Consider the following 20,226-nt stretch of genomic DNA (forward strand, 5'->3'; position numbering starts at 1 on the left):
CCGCAATCAGCGGAACAGGTCGAAATGATAGTTCACGCCGACGCGGAAGGTGTGGAATTTCGCGGCATTCCAGTCCGGCAGATCGTCGTGCTTGAACTCGGTGTAGAGATACTCGGCCTTGGCCGACCATTTGGGCAGGAACGCCCACTCGACGCCGCCACCTGCGGTCCAGCCCATTTTCATCTTGTTGATCGGGCCGTCCTTCAATTCGCCCGCAGCAAGACCCGCGGTTCCGAAGAACAACAGCCGTGAATCCATCGTGGCGATGCCGGCGCGGGCGCGGCCAGTCATGAACCAGGGGATGCTGACGGCTGCGCTGTTGAGGGCATCGTGGTTCTTGATGTCACCACCCTCGAAGTCGTTCTCGATGCCGACCACGAACATCGGCGAGAGCTGATAGTTGTAGCCGATCTGCACGCCGCCGAAGGCGCCCTTGACCTTGCCGCCGCTCACGCCGACGAGGTTGTTGAAGGCATCGTCGCCGCTCTCGCCATAGCCGGCGTTGAGGCCTGCATAGAGGCCGGTCCACGAATAGACCGGCTGCGGTGCGGTGTAGGCGGCGGAGGGCGCCGCATAGCGCGGCGACAGGTCGGCGGCGCCGGCACTGCCCGCGGCAACCGTCGCGGCAAAGGGCAGGGCGCGCATCAGGCGACGTAAGGCGGCTCTGGCAGTCATGACTCAAATCTCCCACTTGGCCGCTTCCGGCGGGAAGCAGCGCTTGTCCAACCCCGATCCGGGAATGTCACGTTTATAAACCGACCAGGCGGTTTGTAAATAGCGCAGATGCCACACCTCTGCGCATTCGGGCGGGCCGCCTATGACCGTGGTTGGGATGGAAGGATCAGTCGATCGCGGTGCGCGAGCGGCGATGGCTGCTCTGCAGCTCGGGATAGCCCGTGAGCATCAGCTTGTCGGCGCGCACGCCCCAGCTCTCCAGGCGGTCCAGGAAGCTCATGCCGAGCAGATTGGTCTTCATCTGGCCGCGCTGCACGACGAGGGCCGGCACCGATTTCTCGACGAGATGGCCGACGGCGAGACGATCGAGCGTGAGCCGGGCCGCCTTGGTGTGGCCGCCCGCGGTCTCGAGGTCAACGTCGTATTCGAGCATTTCGAGCGGCAGCCCGATCGCTTTCGCCGTTTCCCAGGTCAGCACCACGGAGGTCGCGCCGGTGTCGATCACCATCGGCGCGGCGACGCCGTTGATCTTCGCGCGCAGCGCGAATTCGCCGCCCTGGCCGCGCGGGATCTGCACGGCGGGGGGCGGGGTGGCGGTCTGTCCGCGGAAGATGTGCGAGACCTTGTGGCTCGCGCGCGCGATCTGATCGGGGTCGCCATAGGCGACGACGGCACCGGCTGTGCCGGCGAGCATGATGAGGACGAGGAGGAAGCGGATCATTGCGCACCTCCGCAACCGCGCAGGTCGATCAGGTGCGTTTCGGCGATCCCACGATCGGCTGCAAACCGGCGTCCGCCATGCGGGCCGGCAACAGCGCCATGACCGAGAGCCGTTCCGCGCTCTCCATGGCGTGCCAGCGCGCGATCTCCGGCAAGGTGCGGCCGCAGCCGAAGCACAGCTTGGTCTTGGGATCGATCATGCAAACGGCGACGCACGGCGTTTCTTTGCTCATTCGGACATAGTGGAGGATTGTCGGGCATGTCTGCAAGCATCTGGTTAAGAGCCCGTGCCCGCACTCATGATCGGCTTGTGGCGCGGACGGCGTTTCTCGTCGGGCACGACGGAACCTTCAGGCTGGAGCGGCGGAGAATCGTCCGACAGCGGCGCCAGCGCGCTCATCACGCGCTCCGGCGGGAAGGTGACGATCACCTCGGTGCCGATGCGCAGCTTCGATTTCAGCGTGAACGTGCCGCCATGCAGGTCGATCAGGTTCTTGGCGATCGGCAGGCCGAGGCCGGCGCCCTGTTCGGCCGACTTGATCGAGTTGGAGCCCTGGCCGAAGGAGGCGAGCACGACCGGGATCTCGTCCTCGGGGATACCCGAGCCGGTATCCTTCACCGAGAGATATTGTCCGCCCGAAGCGGTCCAGCCGGCCTTGAGCCAGATTTCGCCGCCTTGCGGGGTGAACTTGATCGAGTTGGAGAGCAGATTCAGCACGACCTGGCGGATCGCACGTTCATCCGCCCAGAGCCGCGGCATCGCCTGCTCGAACACCTCGTGGATGGTGATGCCGCGGCTGGAGGCGCGCAGCTTCATCAAATGATGGCAGTCGGCGACGATGCCGACCAGCGACACCGCTTCCTCGTTGAGCTCGTAGCGGCCGGCCTCGATGCGCGACAGATCGAGGATCTCGTTGATGAGATTGAGCAGGTGCACGCCGGAATTATGGATGTCCGCCGAGTACTCCTTGTAGACCGGCACCGCATGCGCGCCAAAGATCTCGCTCTTCATCACCTCGGAAAAGCCGAGGATGGCGTTGAGAGGCGTGCGCAGCTCGTGGCTCATCTGCGCGAGGAAGCGCGACTTGGCGACGTTGGCGGATTCGGCGCGGTGGCGCGCTTCGTCCGAGATCGCCTTGGCTTGTTCCAGTTCGCCGATCAGCGCGTCCTTCTCGGCACGCGCCTCGAGCGTCGCGAAGGTCGAGGAGTGTAGGCGATGTGCCAGCAGCACGAAATAGCCTTCGGCCGCGATCGCGAGCGCGGCCAGGATGTAATTGTCCAGCGAGCCGGTCATCGCGAAGCTCAGCGCCATCGCGACCGCGACCGGTGCGGTGGCGGCAAGGGCGGCGATCGGCAAGTTCGCGGCCAGCATGCTCGATACTGCAATCACCAGCAGCATCAGGAACATCATCAGCGTTTCCGTGACCATGTCGAGCACGGGATGGATCAGGATCGCCATCCAGCACAGGCCATAGAGCAGGTCGAGCACGACGAAGCGGGTCCGCCAGGCGCGCGTCGCCGCGGGCGTGGTCGGCTCGACCAGGAAACGCCGGCAACTGCGGATCATCGCGCCGTGGATGCAGAGCATGCCGACGGTCCAGAGCGCGGCCGGGATCGGCTGCATCCACAACCCGAACAGCACGCCAGTGGCGACGACCAGCAGCATCACGACGTAGGAGGCCGACAACCGCGTCTGCGCATATTGGCGCAGCATCTCCGCGTCGAAGGCCGGCCGGGTTCCGCTGGTCGACGTTAACTTATCGCGCGCCTCGCGCACCCGCTGCGCCGCAGCCCGTCGGCTGCTCGCCGATGGAGCGCTCACCGGCTCGGCCGGAAGCTGCACTACCTCAGGCTTTTCAGCGGGGTTACTCATCGAACAACAACGATTCCTGCCCGCGCCGGGCGCGGGCCTTCTGCATTGTCTATCTCTGGCAAGAAATCCTTAAGAGGTGACTTAAGGAGCTAAAGAATTACGTTAACCCGGCGTTAATTTTAGAGCCGGCCCCGCGCCGTCAATGCAGTGCCGCGTGCTGGGCGACGTAGACCGCAGCTCCCGCCAGATAGCCCGCCAGTGCGGGAGGCGCGATGCGGCGGGCGTACCAGAGGAACTCGATCCGCTCGAGGCCCATGGCGGCAACGCCTGCGGCCGAACCGATGATCAGGATCGAGCCGCCGGTGCCGGCGCAATAGGCGATGAACTCCCAGATGAAGCTGTCCGGCGGATAATGCGCAAGGTCGTACATGCCCATGGTGGCGGCGACCAGCGGCACGTTGTCGATGATGGCGCTGAGCAGGCCGAGCACGACGACGATGAGATCCTGGCGGCCGATCGCGGTATCCAGCCAGCGCGCCAGCATCGACAGCAGGCCGGCGTGCTCGAGGCAGGCGACCGCAAGCAGGATGCCGACGAAGAACACGATCGAGCTCATGTCGATCCGTGCCAGCGCGTGCACCAGCGTGAGCGGCTGGCGCACGTGCTCGTCCTTGTGGCGATGCATGATCTCGCCGACCAGCCAGAGCACGCCGAGCCCGAACAGAATGCCCATGAAGGGCGCCAGATGCGTGACCGCCTTGAACGCGGGCACCGCGATCAGCGTGCCGAGCCCGAGATAGAACATCAGGTTGCGCTCGAACCGGGCGACGGCCAGGAGTCCGTTGTCTTTCGCCGGCGGTGCGATGGTCTTGCCCCTGAGCGAGAAGCTGATGAACGCGAGCGGCACGAGCAGATTGAGCAGCGAGGGCAGGAACACCGCGCTCATGATCTTGAGCGGCGAGATCTGACCGCCGATCCACAACATTGTCGTAGTGACGTCGCCGATCACCGTCCAGGCGCCGCCGGCATTGGCGGCGATGACGATGAGGGAGGCGAACAGCAGGCGGTCGTCGCGGCGGGCGATCAGCTTCTGGATCAGCGAGATCATGACGATGGTGGTCGTCAGATTGTCCAGGATCGCGCTGAGGAAGAACGTGACGAAGCCGATTAGCCAGATCAGCGTGACCTGGCTCGTGGTGCGGATCAAGGAGGTGATGACCTCGAAGCCGTCATGGGCGTCGATTACCTCGACGATCGTCATGGCGCCGATCAGGAAGAAGACGATCTGCGCGGTGGAGGCGACGGATTCGTCGAGCTGGCGGCCGACCAGCGCGTGGTCGCCCGTTGCGATCGCGTAGATGCTCCACAGCAGCCCCGCGCCGAGCAGCGCGGAGGCGCTCTTGTTGACGCGAAGCGGGTGCTCGAGCGCGATCGCCGCGTAGGCGAGGACGAAGATGGCGGCGATCGCGATCAGCAAGGTCGTTTTCAGATCGTCAGGTGTCAGCGATTGAGGCGCGCGAGCAGGCTCGACGTATCCCAGCGCTTGCCGCCCATCTTCTCGACCTCGGCGTAGAACTGGTCGACCAGCGCGGTGACGGGCAAATTGGCGCCGTTGCGGCGGGCTTCGGCCAGCGCGATCGAGAGGTCCTTGCGCATCCATTCGACCGCGAAGCCGAAATCGTACTTGTTCTCGTTCATGGTCTTGTAGCGGTTTTCCATCTGCCAGGACTGCGCGGCGCCTTTCGAGATGGTCTCGATCACTGCGGCGACGTCGAGGCCGCTCTTCTTGGCGAAATGGATGCCCTCGGAGAGACCCTGGACGAGGCCGGCGATGCAGATCTGGTTGACCATCTTGGTCAGCTGGCCGGAGCCGGCGGGCCCGAGCAGCTTGCACATCCGCGCATAGGCGCCGGTGATGATCGGCTCGGCGCTGGCATAGACATCCTCAGCGCCGCCGCACATCACCGTCAGCACGCCGTTCTCGGCGCCGGCCTGGCCGCCGGAAACCGGCGCGTCGATGAATTTGAAGCCGGCCTTGGTGGCGGCCGCGTCCAGTTCGCGCGCGACCTCGGCGGAAGCGGTGGTGTGGTCGACGAAGGTCGCGCCCTTCTTCATCCCGGCAAACGCGCCATCGGCGCCGATCGTGACCGCGCGCAGGTCGTTGTCGTTGCCGACGCAGCACATCACGAAATCCTGGCCCTCGGCGGCGGCCTTCGGGGTCGCCGCGGTCTTGCCGCCGAACTTGTCCGCCCATTCCTTCGCCTTGGCCGCGGTGCGGTTGTAGACGGTGACCTCATGGCCCCCTTTTTTCACGAGGTGTCCGGCCATGGGGAAGCCCATCACGCCGAGACCGAGGAAAGCGACTTTAGCCATTGTGGTACCTTGTCCGTAGTTTGGGTTTTACGGTTGTAGCCGGGCGGGGGGCGCCCAGGCGGCATCTTCGGGGTTCCGCCCTGGAGCGGATCGGGCGCACCATAAACCCTTAAGGCCGGAGGGCAACGGCTTCGTTTGGCGCCCTCCTGTGCTAGGATGGCGGACCTCAAGAACTTCAAAACAAGGGAGCGAAACATGGGTGTGGGTTTGGGCGGCGTGAGCGTTGGCGTCCTCGATCATTTCAACATCCGGACCCGGAATCTGGCCGAGACGGTCCGCTTCTACGAAGACGTGCTGGGGCTGGAAAAAGGCGCCCGGCCGAATTTCGCCTTCCCGGGGGCCTGGATGTACAGCGAGGGCAAGCCGGTGGTGCACCTCGTCGATATTTCTCCGACCTCGGAGCCACAAAAGCCGGATTCCGGCGTTGTCCACCATGTCGCCTTCGTCAGCCGCGGGTTTGACGGCATGAAGCAACGGCTGACGTCCAAGGGGATGAAGTTCGACTCCCGCCAGGTGCCCGGCGGCGACCTCTGGCAGATCTTCGTCCACGACCCCAACGGGGTCATGATCGAGCTGAACTACGAGGCGGCCCTGGAGCAGGGCGCCGCGCCCGCCGAGATGGCTGACGATATCGGCAGGCAGTAGCCTTTTGGTCGTTTCCGCTCTAATGGGGCATCCTGAAGCCTTGGGCATGATCTGACCGGATCATGCCCCGTTTGGGAGATGCGCTTTGAGCGTGACGCAGCAACAGGTTCTCGACAGCCTCGCCCGGATCAAGTCGCCGCGCGGGGTTGCGCTCACCAATGCCAATGTACTGAGCCCGATCAGTGCGTCCGACGGCAAGGTGTTCTTCTCGATCAATGTCGATGCCGCCGAAGCACGGGCCTGGGAGCCCATCCGGGCCGAGGCCGAGGCCGCGGTGCGCAGCCTTCCCGGCGTCACCACCGTGATGGTGGCGCTGACCGCCGAACGCAAGCCGGGCTCCGCGCCCCCACCACCTCCGCAGCCGAGCCGCGGCACGCCTGGCGTGCAGCCGGTCCATGCCCATAAGCCGCCGCAGGGTGGTGGGTCGCCGATGGCGCGGCAGTCGGAGATTCCGGGCGTCGCCGCCGTCATCGCGGTCGCCTCGGGCAAGGGCGGCGTCGGCAAGTCGACCACCGCGCTCAATCTGGCGCTCGGCCTGCGCGACCTCGGCCTCAAGGTCGGTCTGCTCGATGCCGACATCTATGGCCCCTCGGTCCCGCGGCTGACCGGTCTGCGCGACAAGCCGGAACTGGATGGCGAGCGCAAGATGATTCCGCTCCGGCGCTTCGGCCTTGCCATCATGTCCATCGGCTTCCTGGTGGAAGAGGAGACCGCGATGATCTGGCGCGGGCCGATGGTGATGTCGGCGGTGACGCAGATGCTGCGCGACGTTGCATGGGGCCGGCTCGACGTGCTCGTCGTCGACATGCCGCCCGGCACCGGCGATGCCCAGCTCACGCTGGCGCAGAACGTGCCGCTCAAGGGCGCCGTGATCGTCTCGACGCCGCAGGACCTGTCCCTGATCGACGCCCGGCGGGGGCTTGCGATGTTCAGGAAGGTCAACGTGCCCGTGCTCGGCATCGTCGAGAACATGAGCTATTTCCAGTGCCCGCATTGTGGCACGAAATCCGACATCTTCGGCCATGGCGGGGCGCGGCACGAGGCCGACAAGCTGGGAGTGCCGTTCCTCGGCGAGATCCCCTTGCACATGGCGATTCGCGCCACCTCGGACGCCGGCAATCCCGTCGTCGACAGCGAGCCGGACGGTCCCCATGCGGCGATCTACCGCGCCATTGCGGGACAGGTCCGTGACCAGCTCAAGGGCGTCATCGCCGCGGCCTGAAGCGGCGAGGCCAGTCCATCGGGACATGCGACTTTCGTAGAGCCCCGTCATGCCATTGTCGCGTTCCGAAAGCGCCCCTTCCGTGTTAAAGGCCACGGCAGTCAAGCCCCTTCGGATCGACGCTGGCCCAACGCGTCGCCGGAATGAGCGGCGGCAAAAGAGAAGTTAAGGGGAAACGCCCCAGCAAGGAGAGACCTGAAGATGAAGCGTCGTGATTTTCTCAAAGTGTCGGCAGCAGGCGCAGCGGCGACCGCCGTGGCCTCGCCGGCGATCGCGCAGTCCTCGCCCGAGATCAAGTGGCGCCTGACCTCGAGCTTCCCGAAGTCGCTCGACACCATCTATGGCGCCGGCGAGCAGGTGGCGAAGTACGTCGCCGAAATGACCGACAACAAGTTCCAGATCCAGGTGTTCGCCGCCGGCGAAATCGTGCCCGGCCTCCAGGCGCTCGACGCGACCGCGAACGGCACGGTCGAGATGTGCCACACCGTCTCGTACTACTATGTCGGCAAGGACCCGACCTATGCGATCTACTCCTCGGTGCCGTTCGGCCTCAATGCGCGCCAGCAGAATTCCTGGTGGTACCAGGGCGGCGGCATGGAGCTCGGCAACGAGTTCTTCAAGAAGTCGAACGTGATCGGCTTCGCCTGCGGCAACACCGGCGCCCAGATGGGCGGCTGGTTCCGCAAGGAAATCAAGACCGTTGCCGATCTCTCCGGCCTGAAGATGCGCATCGGCGGCATTGCCGGCCAGGTGCTGCAGAAGGTCGGCGTGGTGCCGCAGCAGCTCGCCGGCGGCGACATCTATCCGGCGCTGGAAAAAGGCACCATCGACGGCGCCGAATGGGTCGGCCCCTACGATGACGAGAAGCTCGGCTTCGCCAAGGTCGCCAAGTACTACTACTATCCGGGCTTCTGGGAAGGCGGTCCGATGGTCCACGCCTTCACCAACCTCGACAAGTGGAATTCGCTGCCGAAGAACTACCAGGCGATCCTCACCAACGCGATGGCCAACGCCAACAGCTGGATGGCCGCGCGCTACGACATGCAGAACCCGGCGGCGCTGAAGCGACTGGTTGCCGGCGGCACGCAGCTTCGTCCCTTCACCAACGAGGTGCTGGAAGCCTGCCTCAAGGCGACCAACGAATTGTGGGCGGAGATCTCGGGCAAGAACGCCGACTTCAAGAAGTCGATCGACGCCATGCAGGCCTACCGCTCCGACGAATATCTGTGGTGGCAGGTCGCGGAATACACCTACGACAGCTTCATGATCCGCTCGCGCACCCGCGGCTGATCGTTCGAAAGAGTCGCACAAACCGGAAAGCCCGGCCTCCGGAAGAGGCCGGGCTTTTTCTTTGCTGCGGGCGCATCCGACGGTGCGAAACAAAAAATGTCGAAAACAACCCCATGCACAGTAGAAATGGGGTGAAAGCACGTTGCCCGGTTCATGGGGCTAATCGTCTGACATGTTGGGGCAAATCAGCGGGACCGGGCAATCATGCCGCAGCCGGTGCCGACGCGGCGATTTTGCCTGACGGCGACCGGAATGACATCGGCGCGCCGAGCGGCGAGGCCGCTTTGACTCGTCGGGCAAAACAGTGGTAGAAAGCGATAATCGTATAATCCGAAATTTTCGCTTCGACGCTGATCCGGGCGATGACGATGAACTTCGATCCCGATGACCTTCAACGCGCGCTGAGCAAGGCATGGTCGCCGTCGACGGCCAGCCAATGGACAGCGAATAACCCGGCCGCGGGGCAATGCAACGTCACGTCACTGCTGATCCACGAACTCTTTGGCGGTGACTTGCTGAAGACGCCGCTGCCGGCCGGCGACCATTTCTACAACCGGATCCGAGGGCAGAGGTTTGACTTCACGGCGAGCCAGTTCGATCAGCCGATCGCTTACGCGGACGTGCCGACCAATCGAGCCGAGGCGGAGTTGGGCGCAACAGGCGATCAACTGGCAGAACTCAGGGCCGCGTTTCAGAGGCATCGACCGCAGTCAGGTTAGGGCCAGCGCATCGGGCTCACCGAACCATCGCGCGGTGGCTTGAGACATTTCCTCACTGTCCGAAGCTTCTTCGCTCGCCCAGGCCACGACGCCATCGGGGCGCACGAGCAAGGCGGTCAGGCCCAATCGATCCTTCGCGTCTTGCGCAACATAGTTGATCCGGCCGTCCAAACGGCTCGCAAGCGCTTGAAGCGAAGAGCAGGCGCCAAAATCCAGCAACAATCCTTTTCCGGTTCTGAGGCGCTCGCTCAGTCTTGTCCCGTCGGCGAATTTGAAGTCGGGCGCACTTCGACCCACCAGAGGATGGCCAGCGCCAAGGTCATAGCGGAGAGAGACGCCCCAGACGCGTTCGGCGAAGTAGGTCGCGCCGTCGGGTGTGTCGATCAGATCGCGAACGATTGCTGCGAGAGCGCGCGAACTCCTGCTGGGACGCATGAGCGCGACCTGGGCGCGTGACCAGTCGAGGACTTTTGCGCCCACCGGATGTCGCTCGGCCAAATAGCTGTCGAGCAGGAGGGCCGACGCATCGCCACGAATGGTCGCCGCGAGCTTCCATCCAAGATTCATGGCATCCCCGAGGCCGAGGTTGAGGCCCTGGCCGCCCAGCGGCGAATGGATGTGTGCGGCGTCGCCCGCGAGCAAGATGCGGCCTTTGCGATAGTCGGTTGCCTGATAGGCACGGTCGGTCCAGGTGGTGGCGAGCGGGAGAGCAGTCACCTCTACATCGATGCCTGAGACCTTGCGCAGCACCGCCTCGAGATGCTCGCGCTGCGGTTCGGTGCGATGCGCGGCGCCGCCGTCGAAATCGACCATCGCGATCGTTCCGGGCGCCGCAAATGTGTACATGCCCGAAGGCGTGTAATGGCGGCCCGGCCTAAGCGCACTCGGATCGGCCAGCTCGACCTGCACTGAATAGCCGGTGAACTCCGGCTCGGTGCCGGTGAAGCCGATGCCGGCCGCCTTTCGCACGCTGCTGCGTCCGCCGTCGCAGCCTACGAGCCAGCGGCCGATGACCGTTGCGCCAGCCAACTCGACGGCTACGCCATCGATCGATTGCGTGAAGGCCTCGACGCTGCAGCCGCGCCGGATCTCTGCACCCAGCGCCTCGGCGCGGATCGCAAGGACATCCTCGATGCCAGCCATGTCAGCTGCCATGTTGGTGATCGGGCCGGGCAGGCGGTACGGCCATTGCGTGCTGTCGATCTGGTCGTGGAAGAACTGGATGCCGGCGAAATGGCCGCCCGGGCGACGCTGCTGTTGCATCCAGTGGGCAGCTGCCGGTGTGTCGCGGCTTGCCGCGCGAGCTTTCAGATCATCCAGCAGGCCGCGGCGGTCGAAGCTCTCGATGGTCGGCACCGAAAGGCCGCGCAAACCAAACGGCAGGCTCTTCAGCGGCGAGTGAGGGTCTTGCGCTTTCTCCAGCACCAGCACCGAACAGCCGGCAAGCCGCAGCTCACAGGCCAGAAACAGGCCGACGGGTCCGGCGCCGGCGATGATCACGTCATAGGGAATCGTGTGGGAGGGCTTCATAAAATGCTCCGTTGTCGATATTCGACTGTCGATGTTCGACCGGAGCGTTTCCCAGATTTGAGATCTCACGGACGAACGTGTGATCGCCTCAACAGCGATCGTGTTCGTCGCGGGGATCTCAGGCCTGAGGCCAAAGACCAGAGCTTTCGTTACCGAAAGGACTTGGGCTTACCAGACCAAGTCTGCCTTTTCCGACGTGGTCAATTTAGCTGCTTGATCGCGGCCGCGTCAACGGGCCTCTCTTGCGAGCCAATATCAGCTCCTGTGATGCTTGAACCTCTTCGCAGCCCGGGACGTCAAACCCTGCATGCTTCAGGGTGCTCGTCTTGTCCCCCATTTTGAACAGTCTTCTCGACTTGCCAATGTTGATTGTCGTCTGGGCCTTCGCGCTTGCATTCGGGGGCGGCCCGCTGCTGTTGCGGTTTCTGAACTATCAGCCGGTGACGCGGTGCGCGGTCGTGCAGGCCGTGTCGAACGTGGTGGCGACGGGATGCTGGATGACCTTTGGCACCGCCGCGATCAGCGCCTTTGAGCGCGGCTTGATCGCACTGTCCACGAGTATCCTTGTCGTGGCAGGCCTGTTTGCTGTTGTGACTGGTGGCACCTTCCTGATCGCGCGATGGTGTCCCGATGAGCAACAGGACAATCGCACAGGGCATTGAGCCTGCCGGGTTCATCCTTCAGGCTACGCGTGCCGCGAGCCTTCAGGAGCGAGGCAACTTCCTCCCTCTTGCCCGGTGCGACTTCAATCGTTCTATTCGGGCGCGCGGGACCTGATGCCCGCCATCTCGACGTGAGCGCGGTACGTAGTTTTTCGGTGTTCCTTTCGCGGAACGATCAGGCTATCGGAATCCTGCAATCGGGCTGAAGTCGCGGCGGTATCACCACCGCCGTTCCGGCTTCATGGGACGGTATACCGGACCCACTAGTCCCGACGGGAATTCAACCTTCATCGAATGCGGCGGCTCTCGATCCCGGATCGAGATGCCACGACGGCCGTTGCCCTGGGGACTTATCAGTGACAATGGCAATTGAGATTCTACAGCTCCTCGTGCAATCGGCCGACAGTTGGCTTTTTGACGGCAGTCTTTCGGGGCTGAGTGATCGGGAATGGATGGCCTTGCGCTATCTCGCCCGCGCAAACAGGTTTTCGCGGACGCCGAGCGCACTTGCCGGCTTCCTGGGCACGACCCGCAGCGCCGCATCGCAGATTGCCGCCGTGCTGCAGAGCAAGGGGTTGATGGTCCGCAAGCCCGTTGCAGAGGACAAGCGCTCGATTGCGCTCTGTCTCACGGGAGCAGGCGAGAGATTCCTCGAGCACGATCCGATGAACGCTCTGCGAGATCGGCTTATGGCACTTGATGTCACCGATCGATCTCAGCTGCGCGATACGCTTCGCCGCGTCCTGGTCGGGCTCGATGTTGGCAAGCGCCGCCATCATGCCGACGTTTGTACTGAATGCGTGTTCCTGATCGAGAGGGGAGAGGGGAAGGACCGGCATTTCAGGTGCCAGTTCTTTCGGAAAGCCATCGCCCAGAAAGACACGACCCTGCTTTGCGCCTATTTCGAGGGACGGAGCTAGAGAGGTCAGCTGCAGGAGGCCCGAAAGGCCTTTTGGCGAAGGGCATGAAAGCAGCTGCTATTTCCCGCGGTAGCGGAGCGCCTCGACCAGGAGCGAAAAGGCCGGCGAGGGTTGGCGGCGGCTCGGATAGTACAAATGATAGCCCGAAAACGGCGGACACCAGTCCGATAACACCCTGACCAGCTTGCCGCTGGACAGGTAGGGCTGCACGTGTCCCTCCGTGAGGTAGGCTAGGCCAAGGCCTTTGAGCGCTCCGTCCAGCAGAAGGCCGGCGCTGTTGAAGACGAGCTGTCCGTCGACGCACATTGAGTTCGCGGCCGCCTTTCTCGAACTCCCACGCGTACAGGCTGCCGCCATGGGTCGGCAGGCGCAGGTTGAGGCAGTTGTGATGCGTCAGATCCTGCGGGACCCTCGGGCGCTTGCGTGCGGCGAAGTAGGAGGGCGAGCCGACCACGGCCATGCGAAGGTCGGGGCTGACGCGCACCGCGATCATGTCCTTGGCCACGAGTTCGCCGGGACGAATCCCGGCATCGACCTGCTGCGCCACGATGTTGGTGAGACCGTAGTCGATGACGATCTCGACATGGATGTCGGGGTATTTCGGAAGGAGCTTTGCCAGTGCGGGCAGCACGATTTCGGATGCCGCATATTCGGTCGCGGTCAACCGCACGGTCCCGGCCGGCTTCTCCCTGAGCTCGCTGAGCGCGGCGAGGTCAGCGTCCATCTCGCTGAACTTGGGAGCGATGCTTGCGAACAGGCGTTCTCCGGCCTGGGTCGGTGTGACGCTCCGCGTCGTCCGGTTGAGCAGCCGCATGCCGAGCCGTTCCTCCAGGTTCCGGATGATCTGGCTGAGCGCGGACTGCGTCATGCCGAGCTTGGCCGCCGCGCGCGTGAAGCTGCGTTCGCGCGCCACCGCGAGGAAGGCGAGAAGATCGCCGGCGTCGTCCCGGTTCATTAATTAGTCCAGCTAATGACTGCATTCGAAATCTATCACCTAATCAGGGGAGCGCGGAAGCTCTAGGTTCGGCTCAGCCATCCAACCAAGCAGGAGCCGAGGGCGACATGTCGGCAACAACGATGCAGGAGCCGCTCGCGGGCCCTCGCGGGGCCGCAGCCTTGCTGCCGATCATGGGCGTGGTCTTCGTGGCCTTCCTCGTCATCGGCGTTGCGATGCCCGTGCTTCCGCTTCACGTCCATGATGGGCTGGGCCTCGGCACCTTCGTGGTCGGCCTCGTCGCCGGCAGTCAATTCGCGGCCTCGCTGGTGTCGCGGCCATGGGCGGGTCAATTTTCGGATCGACGCGGAGCCAAGCGCGGCGTGGTCGTCGGTCTGCTTGCGGCTGCGATGTCCGGACTGCTGTACCTGGCGTCGCTGGGGTTGACCCAGGCGCCGCTGATCTCGGTCGCGATACTCCTGCTCGGGCGCGGGCTGTTGGGTGCGGCCGAGAGCTTCGTCATCACCGCTGCCGTGAGTTGGGGACTTGCGCTTGCCGACGGCCGCAGCACGGGCAAGGTCATCGCCCGGGTGGGGTCGGCGATGTTCGCGGCCTTCGCGATCGGCGCGCCCGCGGGCTCCGCGCTCTATGCTGCTTATGGATTTGCCGCGATCGCGGCCGCGACGGCGGTGGCGCCGCTGCTGACGCTGCTGCTCGTCGCGCCGCTTCCCGTGGTCGCGCCGGTGCACCAGGCGCGTCTTTCGTTCGTTCAGGTCGTCGGCTCGGTGTGGGTGCCGGGTTTCGGCTCGGCACTCGGCAGCGTCGGCTTCGGTGCGGTGACGACGTTCGTCGCTCTGCTGTTCGCGAACCGTGGATGGGCGAACGGCTGGCTCGCCTACAGCGCCTACGCTGTCGCATTCATCCTGGCGCGGGTGTTCTTCAGTCATGTGGCCGACGCAGTCGGCGGCGCAAAGGTCGCGCTGGTCTGCGCGCTGATCGAAGCCGTCGGGCAGGCGCTGATCTGGCTCGCCGCGCGGCCCGAGATGGCGCTCGCCGGTGCGGCGCTGACCGGCTTCGGCTTCTCGCTGGTGTATCCCGGCTTCGGCGTCGAAGCCGTGCGCCGCGTTCCCGCGCAGAGCCGCGGCCTCGCCATGGGCGCCTACACCGCCTTCCTGGACCTTGCGCAAGGGCTCGCAAGCCCTGCGCTCGGACTGATCGCGATTGGAGTGCGGCTCAATGTCGTGTTTCTCGTCAGCGCCATGACCGTGCTCTGCGCCGCACTCGTCGCCTGGTGGCTGATCGTGCACCCCGCAACATTGGAAGGATCCCCGCGATGAAGCTGCTCGCAGTCACGCTGTTTTCGTTCTGCCTGTTCGCCGGCGACGTGGCCGCCGCCAGCGAGGTACAAGGAGCCAATCTCATGTCGAGGCCCGAAGACATCCGCGCCGTCGCGCCCGCGCTCGAAATCTATGCGCAGAAGGTTCTCAAGGACGATCTCTGGAAGCGGCCGGGCCTCTCGGTTCGGGACCGCAGCATCGTCACCGTCGCCGCTCTCATTGCCCGCAACCAGACGGTGGAGCTGCCGACCTATCTCGGTCTTGCGCTCGACAGCGGCGTGAAGCCGTCCGAGATCTCCGAGATCATCACGCATCTGGCCTTCTACACCGGCTGGGCGAATGCGATGGGGGCGATCCCGGCGGCGAGGGACGCGTTCACGAGCCGCAACATCGGGGCCGATCAGCTTCCGCCGGCCTCGGGGCCGCAGCTTGCGCTCGACGAAGCTGCGGAGAAGCAGCGGGCGAGCCGGGTCGGCGAGCAGTTCGGACAGATCACGCCGAGCCTCGTGCAATACACGACCGACGTGCTGTTCCGGGATCTGTGGCTGCGGCCGGCGCTGGCGCCGCGCGACCGCAGCCTCGTCACCGTGAGTGCGCTGATCGCGACCGGCCAGGTCGCGCAGATCACATATCATTTGAACCGGGCGATGGATAACGGGTTGACGCGTGAGGAGGCCGGCGAGGTGCTCGGGCATCTCGCCTTCTACGCCGGCTGGCCCAACGCGTTCTCCGCAGCGCCGATCGTCAAGGACGTCATCGAGAAGCGTCCGCACTGAGGGAGGCCGGGCCATGCCTCACGTCACACGCAGGGCCGCGCTGATCGGCGGCGCCGCCGCTGCGATCGGAGTTCGCCGGGCGCTTGCGGCCGAAGCACAGAAGGAACCTGACATGGACATCGACATCGACATCAAAAGGAACGGATCGCGCCCCTCGCAGAAGGGACCTGCCGACTGGTTCACCGGAACGGTTCGCATCGATCCGCTGTTCCAGGCGCCCGATCCCGCGCGCGTGGCGGCCGGTCAGGTCACATTTGAACCGGGCGCCCGAACCGCCTGGCACACGCATCCGCTCGGCCAGACCCTGATCGTCACCGCCGGGCTTGGCTGGGTGCAGCGGGAGGGCGGCCCGGTCGAGGAGATCCGGCCCGGCGACGTCGTGTGGTTTCCGCCGGGACTGAAGCATTGGCACGGGGCCTCGCCGACGACGGCGATGACCCACATCGCCATCCAGGAATCCCTCGGCGGCAAAACCGTTGACTGGATGGAGAAGGTCAGCGACGAACAATATCGCAGGGGATAGCGCGCAGAGCCGCATCGGGTTTGCGCTCTGCGACAGATCTAGGGAGCAGCGCATGGCGATCGTCTTCATCACCGGCAGCACGGATGGTCTTGGCCGGGCGGCGGCGCAATCGCTGCTCGATCAGGGACACCGCGTGGTGCTGCACGCGCGATCGGCCGATCGCGCCGCCGCGGTTGCGGACTTCACCGCGCATGCCGCGGGCATCGTGATCGGCGACCTCAGGAGCGCGGCGGAGACGAAGGGCATCGCGGACCAGGTCAACGCGATCGGACGCATGGACGCGATCATCCACAATGCCGGCGTCTACACCGAGCGCAGCCGCGGCCCGACCGCGGAGGGCCATGCCGGCACGCTGGCGATCAACACGCTGGCGCCGTACCTGCTGACGGCCCTGATCGCGCGGCCGAAGCGGCTGGTCTATCTCAGCAGCGGCCTGCATCGCGGCGGCGAGGGCTCATTGCGCGACCTCGACTGGACCCAGCGAAGCTGGGATGCGGGGAAGGCCTATGCCGAGAGCAAGCTGCACGCGGTCGCGCTGGCCTGCGCGCTGGCACGGCGCTGGCCGAACGTCCTCTGCAATGCGGTCGATCCCGGTTGGGTGCGCACCAGAATGGGCGGTGCGGGTGCCCCCGTGGATCTCGACACCGGACAGCGTACGCAGTCCTGGCTCGCCGTGAGCGAAGACCCGGCCGCGATGGTCAGCGGCCGCTACTGGCATCACCTCCGGCAGGAGCAGCCGGCCGGTGAGGCGACCGATCCGACATTCCAGGACGCGCTCATCGCCAGGCTGGGCGAGCTGACGGGCGTGCAGCTTCCGGTGGCGTAGCCTACAATTCACACGCTCCAAACCACGCGGGATCAATAAACCGGGAGGTGTGAAGCGGCTCACATTCGTGCCGGGGAATTGGCTCTAGAAAAAGCCCAGGAGCCGGCAGGCTTTTCGCTCTGCGCCGATGGCCGCGATGCGGTGCGCCAGCCGCGGCTGGGCGCGCAAGCCACGGTTCCGCGTCGTTTTGACGATCATTCGATTGGATTTCAATCGGGCGCCCACCATGGACGGTGAGCGTCCTGGACGGAAAACAGACCGGCAGGATGCCGGCACCGCAGGATGCGGAGAACAGCGCCGGCTCGATTCGCCCGTTGCGCGCTTTTCTGTCCGGTATAGACTTTGAGTAGGCGTGAGGTTTTTTGCGCCGGCTGTTGCGCGGCTGAGGGTTGCGTCGTGGCGAAAGTGGTTTTCAATCTGACCATTGAAGATAGTGGCGAAAGTCATTGCCGCATCGTCGCGGACTACAATTCATCGAGCCGCGAGATCGAAGTCGAGAAGCTCAAGCCCAGCTTTCGTCAGAATCTGAGGCCGTTGCAGGAAGCGATCCTCCAGTGCGCCGCCGCGCGCAACGCGAATGCGTCCGCGGCAAATGGCGGTAATGAAGCGAGACCCGCTCTCCGTGACGCTGCCGGAGGTCTGACCTCGGGGTCGGACGAACGGATCGTGCAGGAGATCGGATCGCAACTCTTCGAGTTCATCTTTCAGCGCAAGATCCTCGAGCTCTATCGGGAATGTTCCCAGGCGGCGCGAAAGGACGATCAGCCGTTCCTGATCCGCCTGCGGGTCACCGACCCCACGCTCGCCTACGTGCCGTGGGAGACGATGTACGACAAGAAGAACCGCTTCTACGTGACGACGTCGCAAAGTACGCCATTCATGCGGGCCGTCGACGACTATGGTGAGGAGCGCCGGGTGAGCGCGGCAAGGCCGATACGGATGCTCGGCATGGCTGCGCGGGTCAAGGTCCTGAACGGATTGCCGCTGGACGAGATCGAGGTCGATGCCGAGCAGGTCGCTATCAAGAACGCGTTGAGCGAGCTGAACGATGGCAAGAGGCTGAAACTGTCGTGGATCCCCTCGGCGAAGGCGCGGGATCTCAACCGCCGCTTCCTGAGGGGAGACGAAGGCAAGCGGTGGGACCTGTTTCACTTCATCGGCCATGGCGGCCATGATCCCGAGCGGCAGATGGGCTTTATCGTGGTCCAGGAAGAGGGCGGGCCGAAGGGGAAAAGGCTTTATGCCGACTCGCTGAAAGAATTCCTGACCCAGCCCGGTCAAACGCCGAGTCTCGTCGTCCTGAACTCCTGCAGCGGCGCGCAGGGCGAGCCGGGCTCTCTGTTCTCGAGCACCGCCGCCGAGCTCATTCAGGGCGGCGTGCCCGCCGTGATCGCCATGCAGTTCGAGATCAGCGACAACATGGGTCTCGCCTTCGCCGATACGTTCTACACCTATCTGGCGGAAAACGTTTCGATTCAGGCCGCGCTGGCGCATACCCGGGCCGAATTGAAGGCGCGGCAATTCGCGGAATGGATTTCGCCGGTTCTGTACATGCGCGGCCTCGACGGAGAAATTTTCGTGGACCGGGCCGGATCGGAGTGAGTTTTCATCCATGCATGGCCTCGACCCGTCGATCGTAGCTCTCGGCCTCGGTGCGATTGCGATCTGCGTCGTCAGCGCGATCGACTTCCACGCACCTTTCGAAACCGCGGACATCCGCTTTGCCGTGATGCGCGATCGCTATTATTTCGCGGTCTTCGCCTACGTCACGATCGCGGTGGTGTTCTATTTCTTCGTTGCGATCCTGATGTCGCGCGGAACTGGCCTCGTCGTCGCGATCCCTGCGACGATCGCCTTCATGGTGCTGACGCCCCATTTGCCGGTGCTCGGCTGGGTGATCGATTTCCTGCGGCGCATGATGCAGACATTGGCACGCTATCCGCAGGTGGTGGAGACCGTCATCGTCGCCATCGCGCGGTCACCCATCAAGGTGACGGAGCGGGCAAGGCCCGAGTTGCAGCGCGAGCTCGAAGGGTACGGCGTTCCCGCCGGGCTGATCGAGAAGGCGCTCAACGACGACGACCAGGTGCTCGCACCCGGCGCCGCAACCATGATCAAGCAGGTCGCCTCCCTCCACACCAGTTTCGTCGAGCTGCGCAACAACAAGCGATTCAAGAGATTCTTCCGCGCCCGGAAAGCCGCCTTCGACGAGATGGAAAGGCAATATCGGCGCATGCTGCGGCGATCGGCCCGTGCCCTCCTGCTGACGGAGGACATCACGGTGTCGGACGTGGACGCGCTGGAGCTGGTGCTCGAGATTTCCGATTTCATCTCCGAGGAATGCGAGGATCTGCGCGTCGCCTACCAGCGTCGATTGGCCGAGGCGACGTTGTCGGTGGTCGACAGGCGCGATTCCCGCATGGAGCTGATCTCCAGCTTCGGGTATCAGACCGTTCTCCCCCAGCCGCTGCCGTTTGCGCCGCTGGTGATCATCTTCGTGCTCGACTTCGTGGTCTCCGTCGCACCGCTGTTCTTCATGGACCTGTCGAAGAATTACGAGGTCGACTCGCTGACCGGTGGGCTCTCCTCCGCCGCACATGCGGTCGCCGTGATGATCTCGATCTTCTTTGCGATCTACCCGAAGGCCTCGACGAATTTCGCGCGTCCCTCGCTGTATGCCTTACCCTGGCGCTCCTACATCGTCTTCGGCGCGCTATCCTATTTGCTCGGCAACGCCGTGCTCTGGATCACCTACAGCGCGATCCCGATCGCGCCCGGCTGGCTGGCAAGCGGTCATCCGCTTGCGGCGAGCTCGCTGGTGTCCCTGGTCTTCCTGGTCAATACGCTGGTCCTGAGCATTCTTCTCGACGTGCGGCTGAGAGCCGATTCACTGGACTATCACGAGGCAAGGCTGAGGGACGGCGCGACCCATGCGGTGGTCATGGCGTCCGTCATGCTCTGTCTTCTCATCGGATTCACATTGGTGAGCAGATATTTCGGCCTGAACATGCCGTATATCTCCTGGCTGCAATACGCTTTCACCATCGCGCTGTTCGGTGTGCTCGGATTCGTCATGGGCTATCTCGTGCCGTCGACCGCGGAAGCCTACATCGAGGCCAACAAGCTGATCCGGAAGTCGTCGGCGCTTGACGGCAACCGGCTCGAATGGGCGGTGCCGGCGTCTCAGCCGAGCACGCAGCTCAGGTCTTGATTTCACGCCGGGCCCGCAAGGTCCGTGCGGCACATGAGGATGCGACGAAG

The 20,226-nt window shown here is 64.4% G+C and carries 19 protein-coding genes and 1 pseudogene; 12 read left to right on the forward strand and 8 right to left on the reverse strand.

Going from position 1 to position 20,226, the window contains the following annotated elements; genetic code table 11:
* Positions 1-6: 6 nt before the first annotated feature.
* From JQ592_RS26905 to JQ592_RS26930, 6 genes are all read right to left on the reverse strand, one after another.
* Positions 7-675 (reverse strand): outer membrane protein, encoded by a 669-nt coding sequence (locus tag JQ592_RS26905; protein ID WP_211405790.1) that lies wholly within the window; start codon positions 673-675, stop codon positions 7-9.
* Between the two features lie 166 nt (positions 676-841).
* Positions 842-1,396, reverse strand: a complete 555-nt coding sequence (locus tag JQ592_RS26910) for a TIGR02281 family clan AA aspartic protease (RefSeq protein WP_211405791.1) — start codon at positions 1,394-1,396, stop codon at positions 842-844.
* Positions 1,397-1,424: 28 nt separating this feature from the next.
* Positions 1,425-1,628 carry a DUF1289 domain-containing protein gene (locus JQ592_RS26915; protein WP_211405792.1) on the reverse strand — a complete coding sequence of 68 codons (204 nt, stop codon included), beginning with the start codon at positions 1,626-1,628 and terminating at the stop codon, positions 1,425-1,427.
* Between the two features lie 44 nt (positions 1,629-1,672).
* Positions 1,673-3,268, reverse strand: a complete 1,596-nt coding sequence (locus tag JQ592_RS26920; RefSeq protein WP_211405793.1) for a sensor histidine kinase — start codon at positions 3,266-3,268, stop codon at positions 1,673-1,675.
* 139 nt (positions 3,269-3,407) lie between these two features.
* Entirely contained in the window at positions 3,408-4,685 is a 1,278-nt protein-coding gene (gene nhaD / locus JQ592_RS26925; protein WP_211405794.1) for a sodium:proton antiporter NhaD, read from the reverse strand.
* Between the two features lie 23 nt (positions 4,686-4,708).
* Complete coding sequence (locus tag JQ592_RS26930; RefSeq protein ID WP_211405795.1) at positions 4,709-5,581, reverse strand: NAD(P)-dependent oxidoreductase; 873 nt, start codon at positions 5,579-5,581, stop codon at positions 4,709-4,711.
* Positions 5,582-5,776: 195 nt separating this feature from the next.
* Here JQ592_RS26930 and JQ592_RS26935 point away from each other — a divergent pair, with 195 nt between their 5' ends.
* From JQ592_RS26935 to JQ592_RS26950, 4 genes are all read left to right on the forward strand, one after another.
* A complete protein-coding gene (locus tag JQ592_RS26935; protein ID WP_246820684.1) occupies positions 5,777-6,226 on the forward strand; it encodes a VOC family protein in 450 nt (149 codons plus the stop codon).
* Positions 6,227-6,311: 85 nt separating this feature from the next.
* Positions 6,312-7,448, forward strand: coding sequence for an Mrp/NBP35 family ATP-binding protein (locus JQ592_RS26940; protein WP_211405796.1), 1,137 nt, complete (start codon positions 6,312-6,314; stop codon positions 7,446-7,448).
* Between the two features lie 201 nt (positions 7,449-7,649).
* The gene (locus JQ592_RS26945) at positions 7,650-8,738 is read left to right on the forward strand and encodes a TRAP transporter substrate-binding protein (protein ID WP_211405797.1); all 1,089 of its coding nucleotides are present in this window, start codon (positions 7,650-7,652) and stop codon (positions 8,736-8,738) included.
* Between the two features lie 368 nt (positions 8,739-9,106).
* The gene (locus JQ592_RS26950) at positions 9,107-9,457 is read left to right on the forward strand and encodes a YunG family protein (protein WP_211405798.1); all 351 of its coding nucleotides are present in this window, start codon (positions 9,107-9,109) and stop codon (positions 9,455-9,457) included.
* Here the strand turns inward: JQ592_RS26950 and JQ592_RS26955 are convergent.
* On the reverse strand, positions 9,449-10,987 hold the full coding sequence (locus JQ592_RS26955) for an FAD-dependent monooxygenase (protein WP_211405799.1): 1,539 nt from the start codon (positions 10,985-10,987) through the stop codon (positions 9,449-9,451). The genes JQ592_RS26950 and JQ592_RS26955 overlap by 9 nt on opposite strands.
* Positions 10,988-11,349: 362 nt before the next feature.
* On the opposite strand from JQ592_RS26955, the gene JQ592_RS26960 reads away from it, so the two are divergent.
* Positions 11,350-11,649 carry a hypothetical protein gene (locus JQ592_RS26960; protein WP_211405800.1) on the forward strand — a complete coding sequence of 100 codons (300 nt, stop codon included), beginning with the start codon at positions 11,350-11,352 and terminating at the stop codon, positions 11,647-11,649.
* A 362-nt stretch (positions 11,650-12,011) separates the two neighbouring features.
* Complete coding sequence (locus JQ592_RS26965) at positions 12,012-12,569, forward strand: MarR family winged helix-turn-helix transcriptional regulator (protein WP_211405801.1); 558 nt, start codon at positions 12,012-12,014, stop codon at positions 12,567-12,569.
* 57 nt (positions 12,570-12,626) lie between these two features.
* Here the strand turns inward: JQ592_RS26965 and JQ592_RS26970 are convergent.
* Positions 12,627-13,524, reverse strand: a pseudogene (locus JQ592_RS26970) (LysR family transcriptional regulator).
* A 107-nt stretch (positions 13,525-13,631) separates the two neighbouring features.
* Here JQ592_RS26970 and JQ592_RS26975 point away from each other — a divergent pair.
* The 6 genes from JQ592_RS26975 to JQ592_RS27000 all read left to right on the forward strand — a co-directional run bounded on the left by JQ592_RS26975 (position 13,632) and on the right by JQ592_RS27000 (position 20,176).
* Entirely contained in the window at positions 13,632-14,840 is a 1,209-nt protein-coding gene (locus JQ592_RS26975) for an arabinose transporter (RefSeq protein WP_211405802.1), read from the forward strand.
* Positions 14,837-15,616: a carboxymuconolactone decarboxylase family protein gene (locus tag JQ592_RS26980; RefSeq protein ID WP_211405803.1), complete on the forward strand. Its 780-nt coding sequence runs from the start codon at positions 14,837-14,839 to the stop codon at positions 15,614-15,616. The genes JQ592_RS26975 and JQ592_RS26980 overlap by 4 nt, the downstream gene beginning before the upstream one ends.
* Before the next feature lie 124 nt (positions 15,617-15,740).
* Positions 15,741-16,139, forward strand: a complete 399-nt coding sequence (locus tag JQ592_RS26985; protein ID WP_211405820.1) for a (R)-mandelonitrile lyase — start codon at positions 15,741-15,743, stop codon at positions 16,137-16,139.
* Between the two features lie 52 nt (positions 16,140-16,191).
* Positions 16,192-16,965: an SDR family NAD(P)-dependent oxidoreductase gene (locus tag JQ592_RS26990; RefSeq protein ID WP_211405804.1), complete on the forward strand. Its 774-nt coding sequence runs from the start codon at positions 16,192-16,194 to the stop codon at positions 16,963-16,965.
* A 396-nt stretch (positions 16,966-17,361) separates the two neighbouring features.
* Complete coding sequence (locus tag JQ592_RS26995) at positions 17,362-18,567, forward strand: CHAT domain-containing protein (protein ID WP_211405805.1); 1,206 nt, start codon at positions 17,362-17,364, stop codon at positions 18,565-18,567.
* Between the two features lie 10 nt (positions 18,568-18,577).
* Entirely contained in the window at positions 18,578-20,176 is a 1,599-nt protein-coding gene (locus JQ592_RS27000; RefSeq protein ID WP_211405806.1) for a hypothetical protein, read from the forward strand.
* Positions 20,177-20,226: the final 50 nt, after the last annotated feature.

Origin of the sequence: Bradyrhizobium iriomotense, assembly GCF_018129405.1 — a bacterium.
Lineage (GTDB): Bacteria > Pseudomonadota > Alphaproteobacteria > Rhizobiales > Xanthobacteraceae > Bradyrhizobium > Bradyrhizobium iriomotense_B.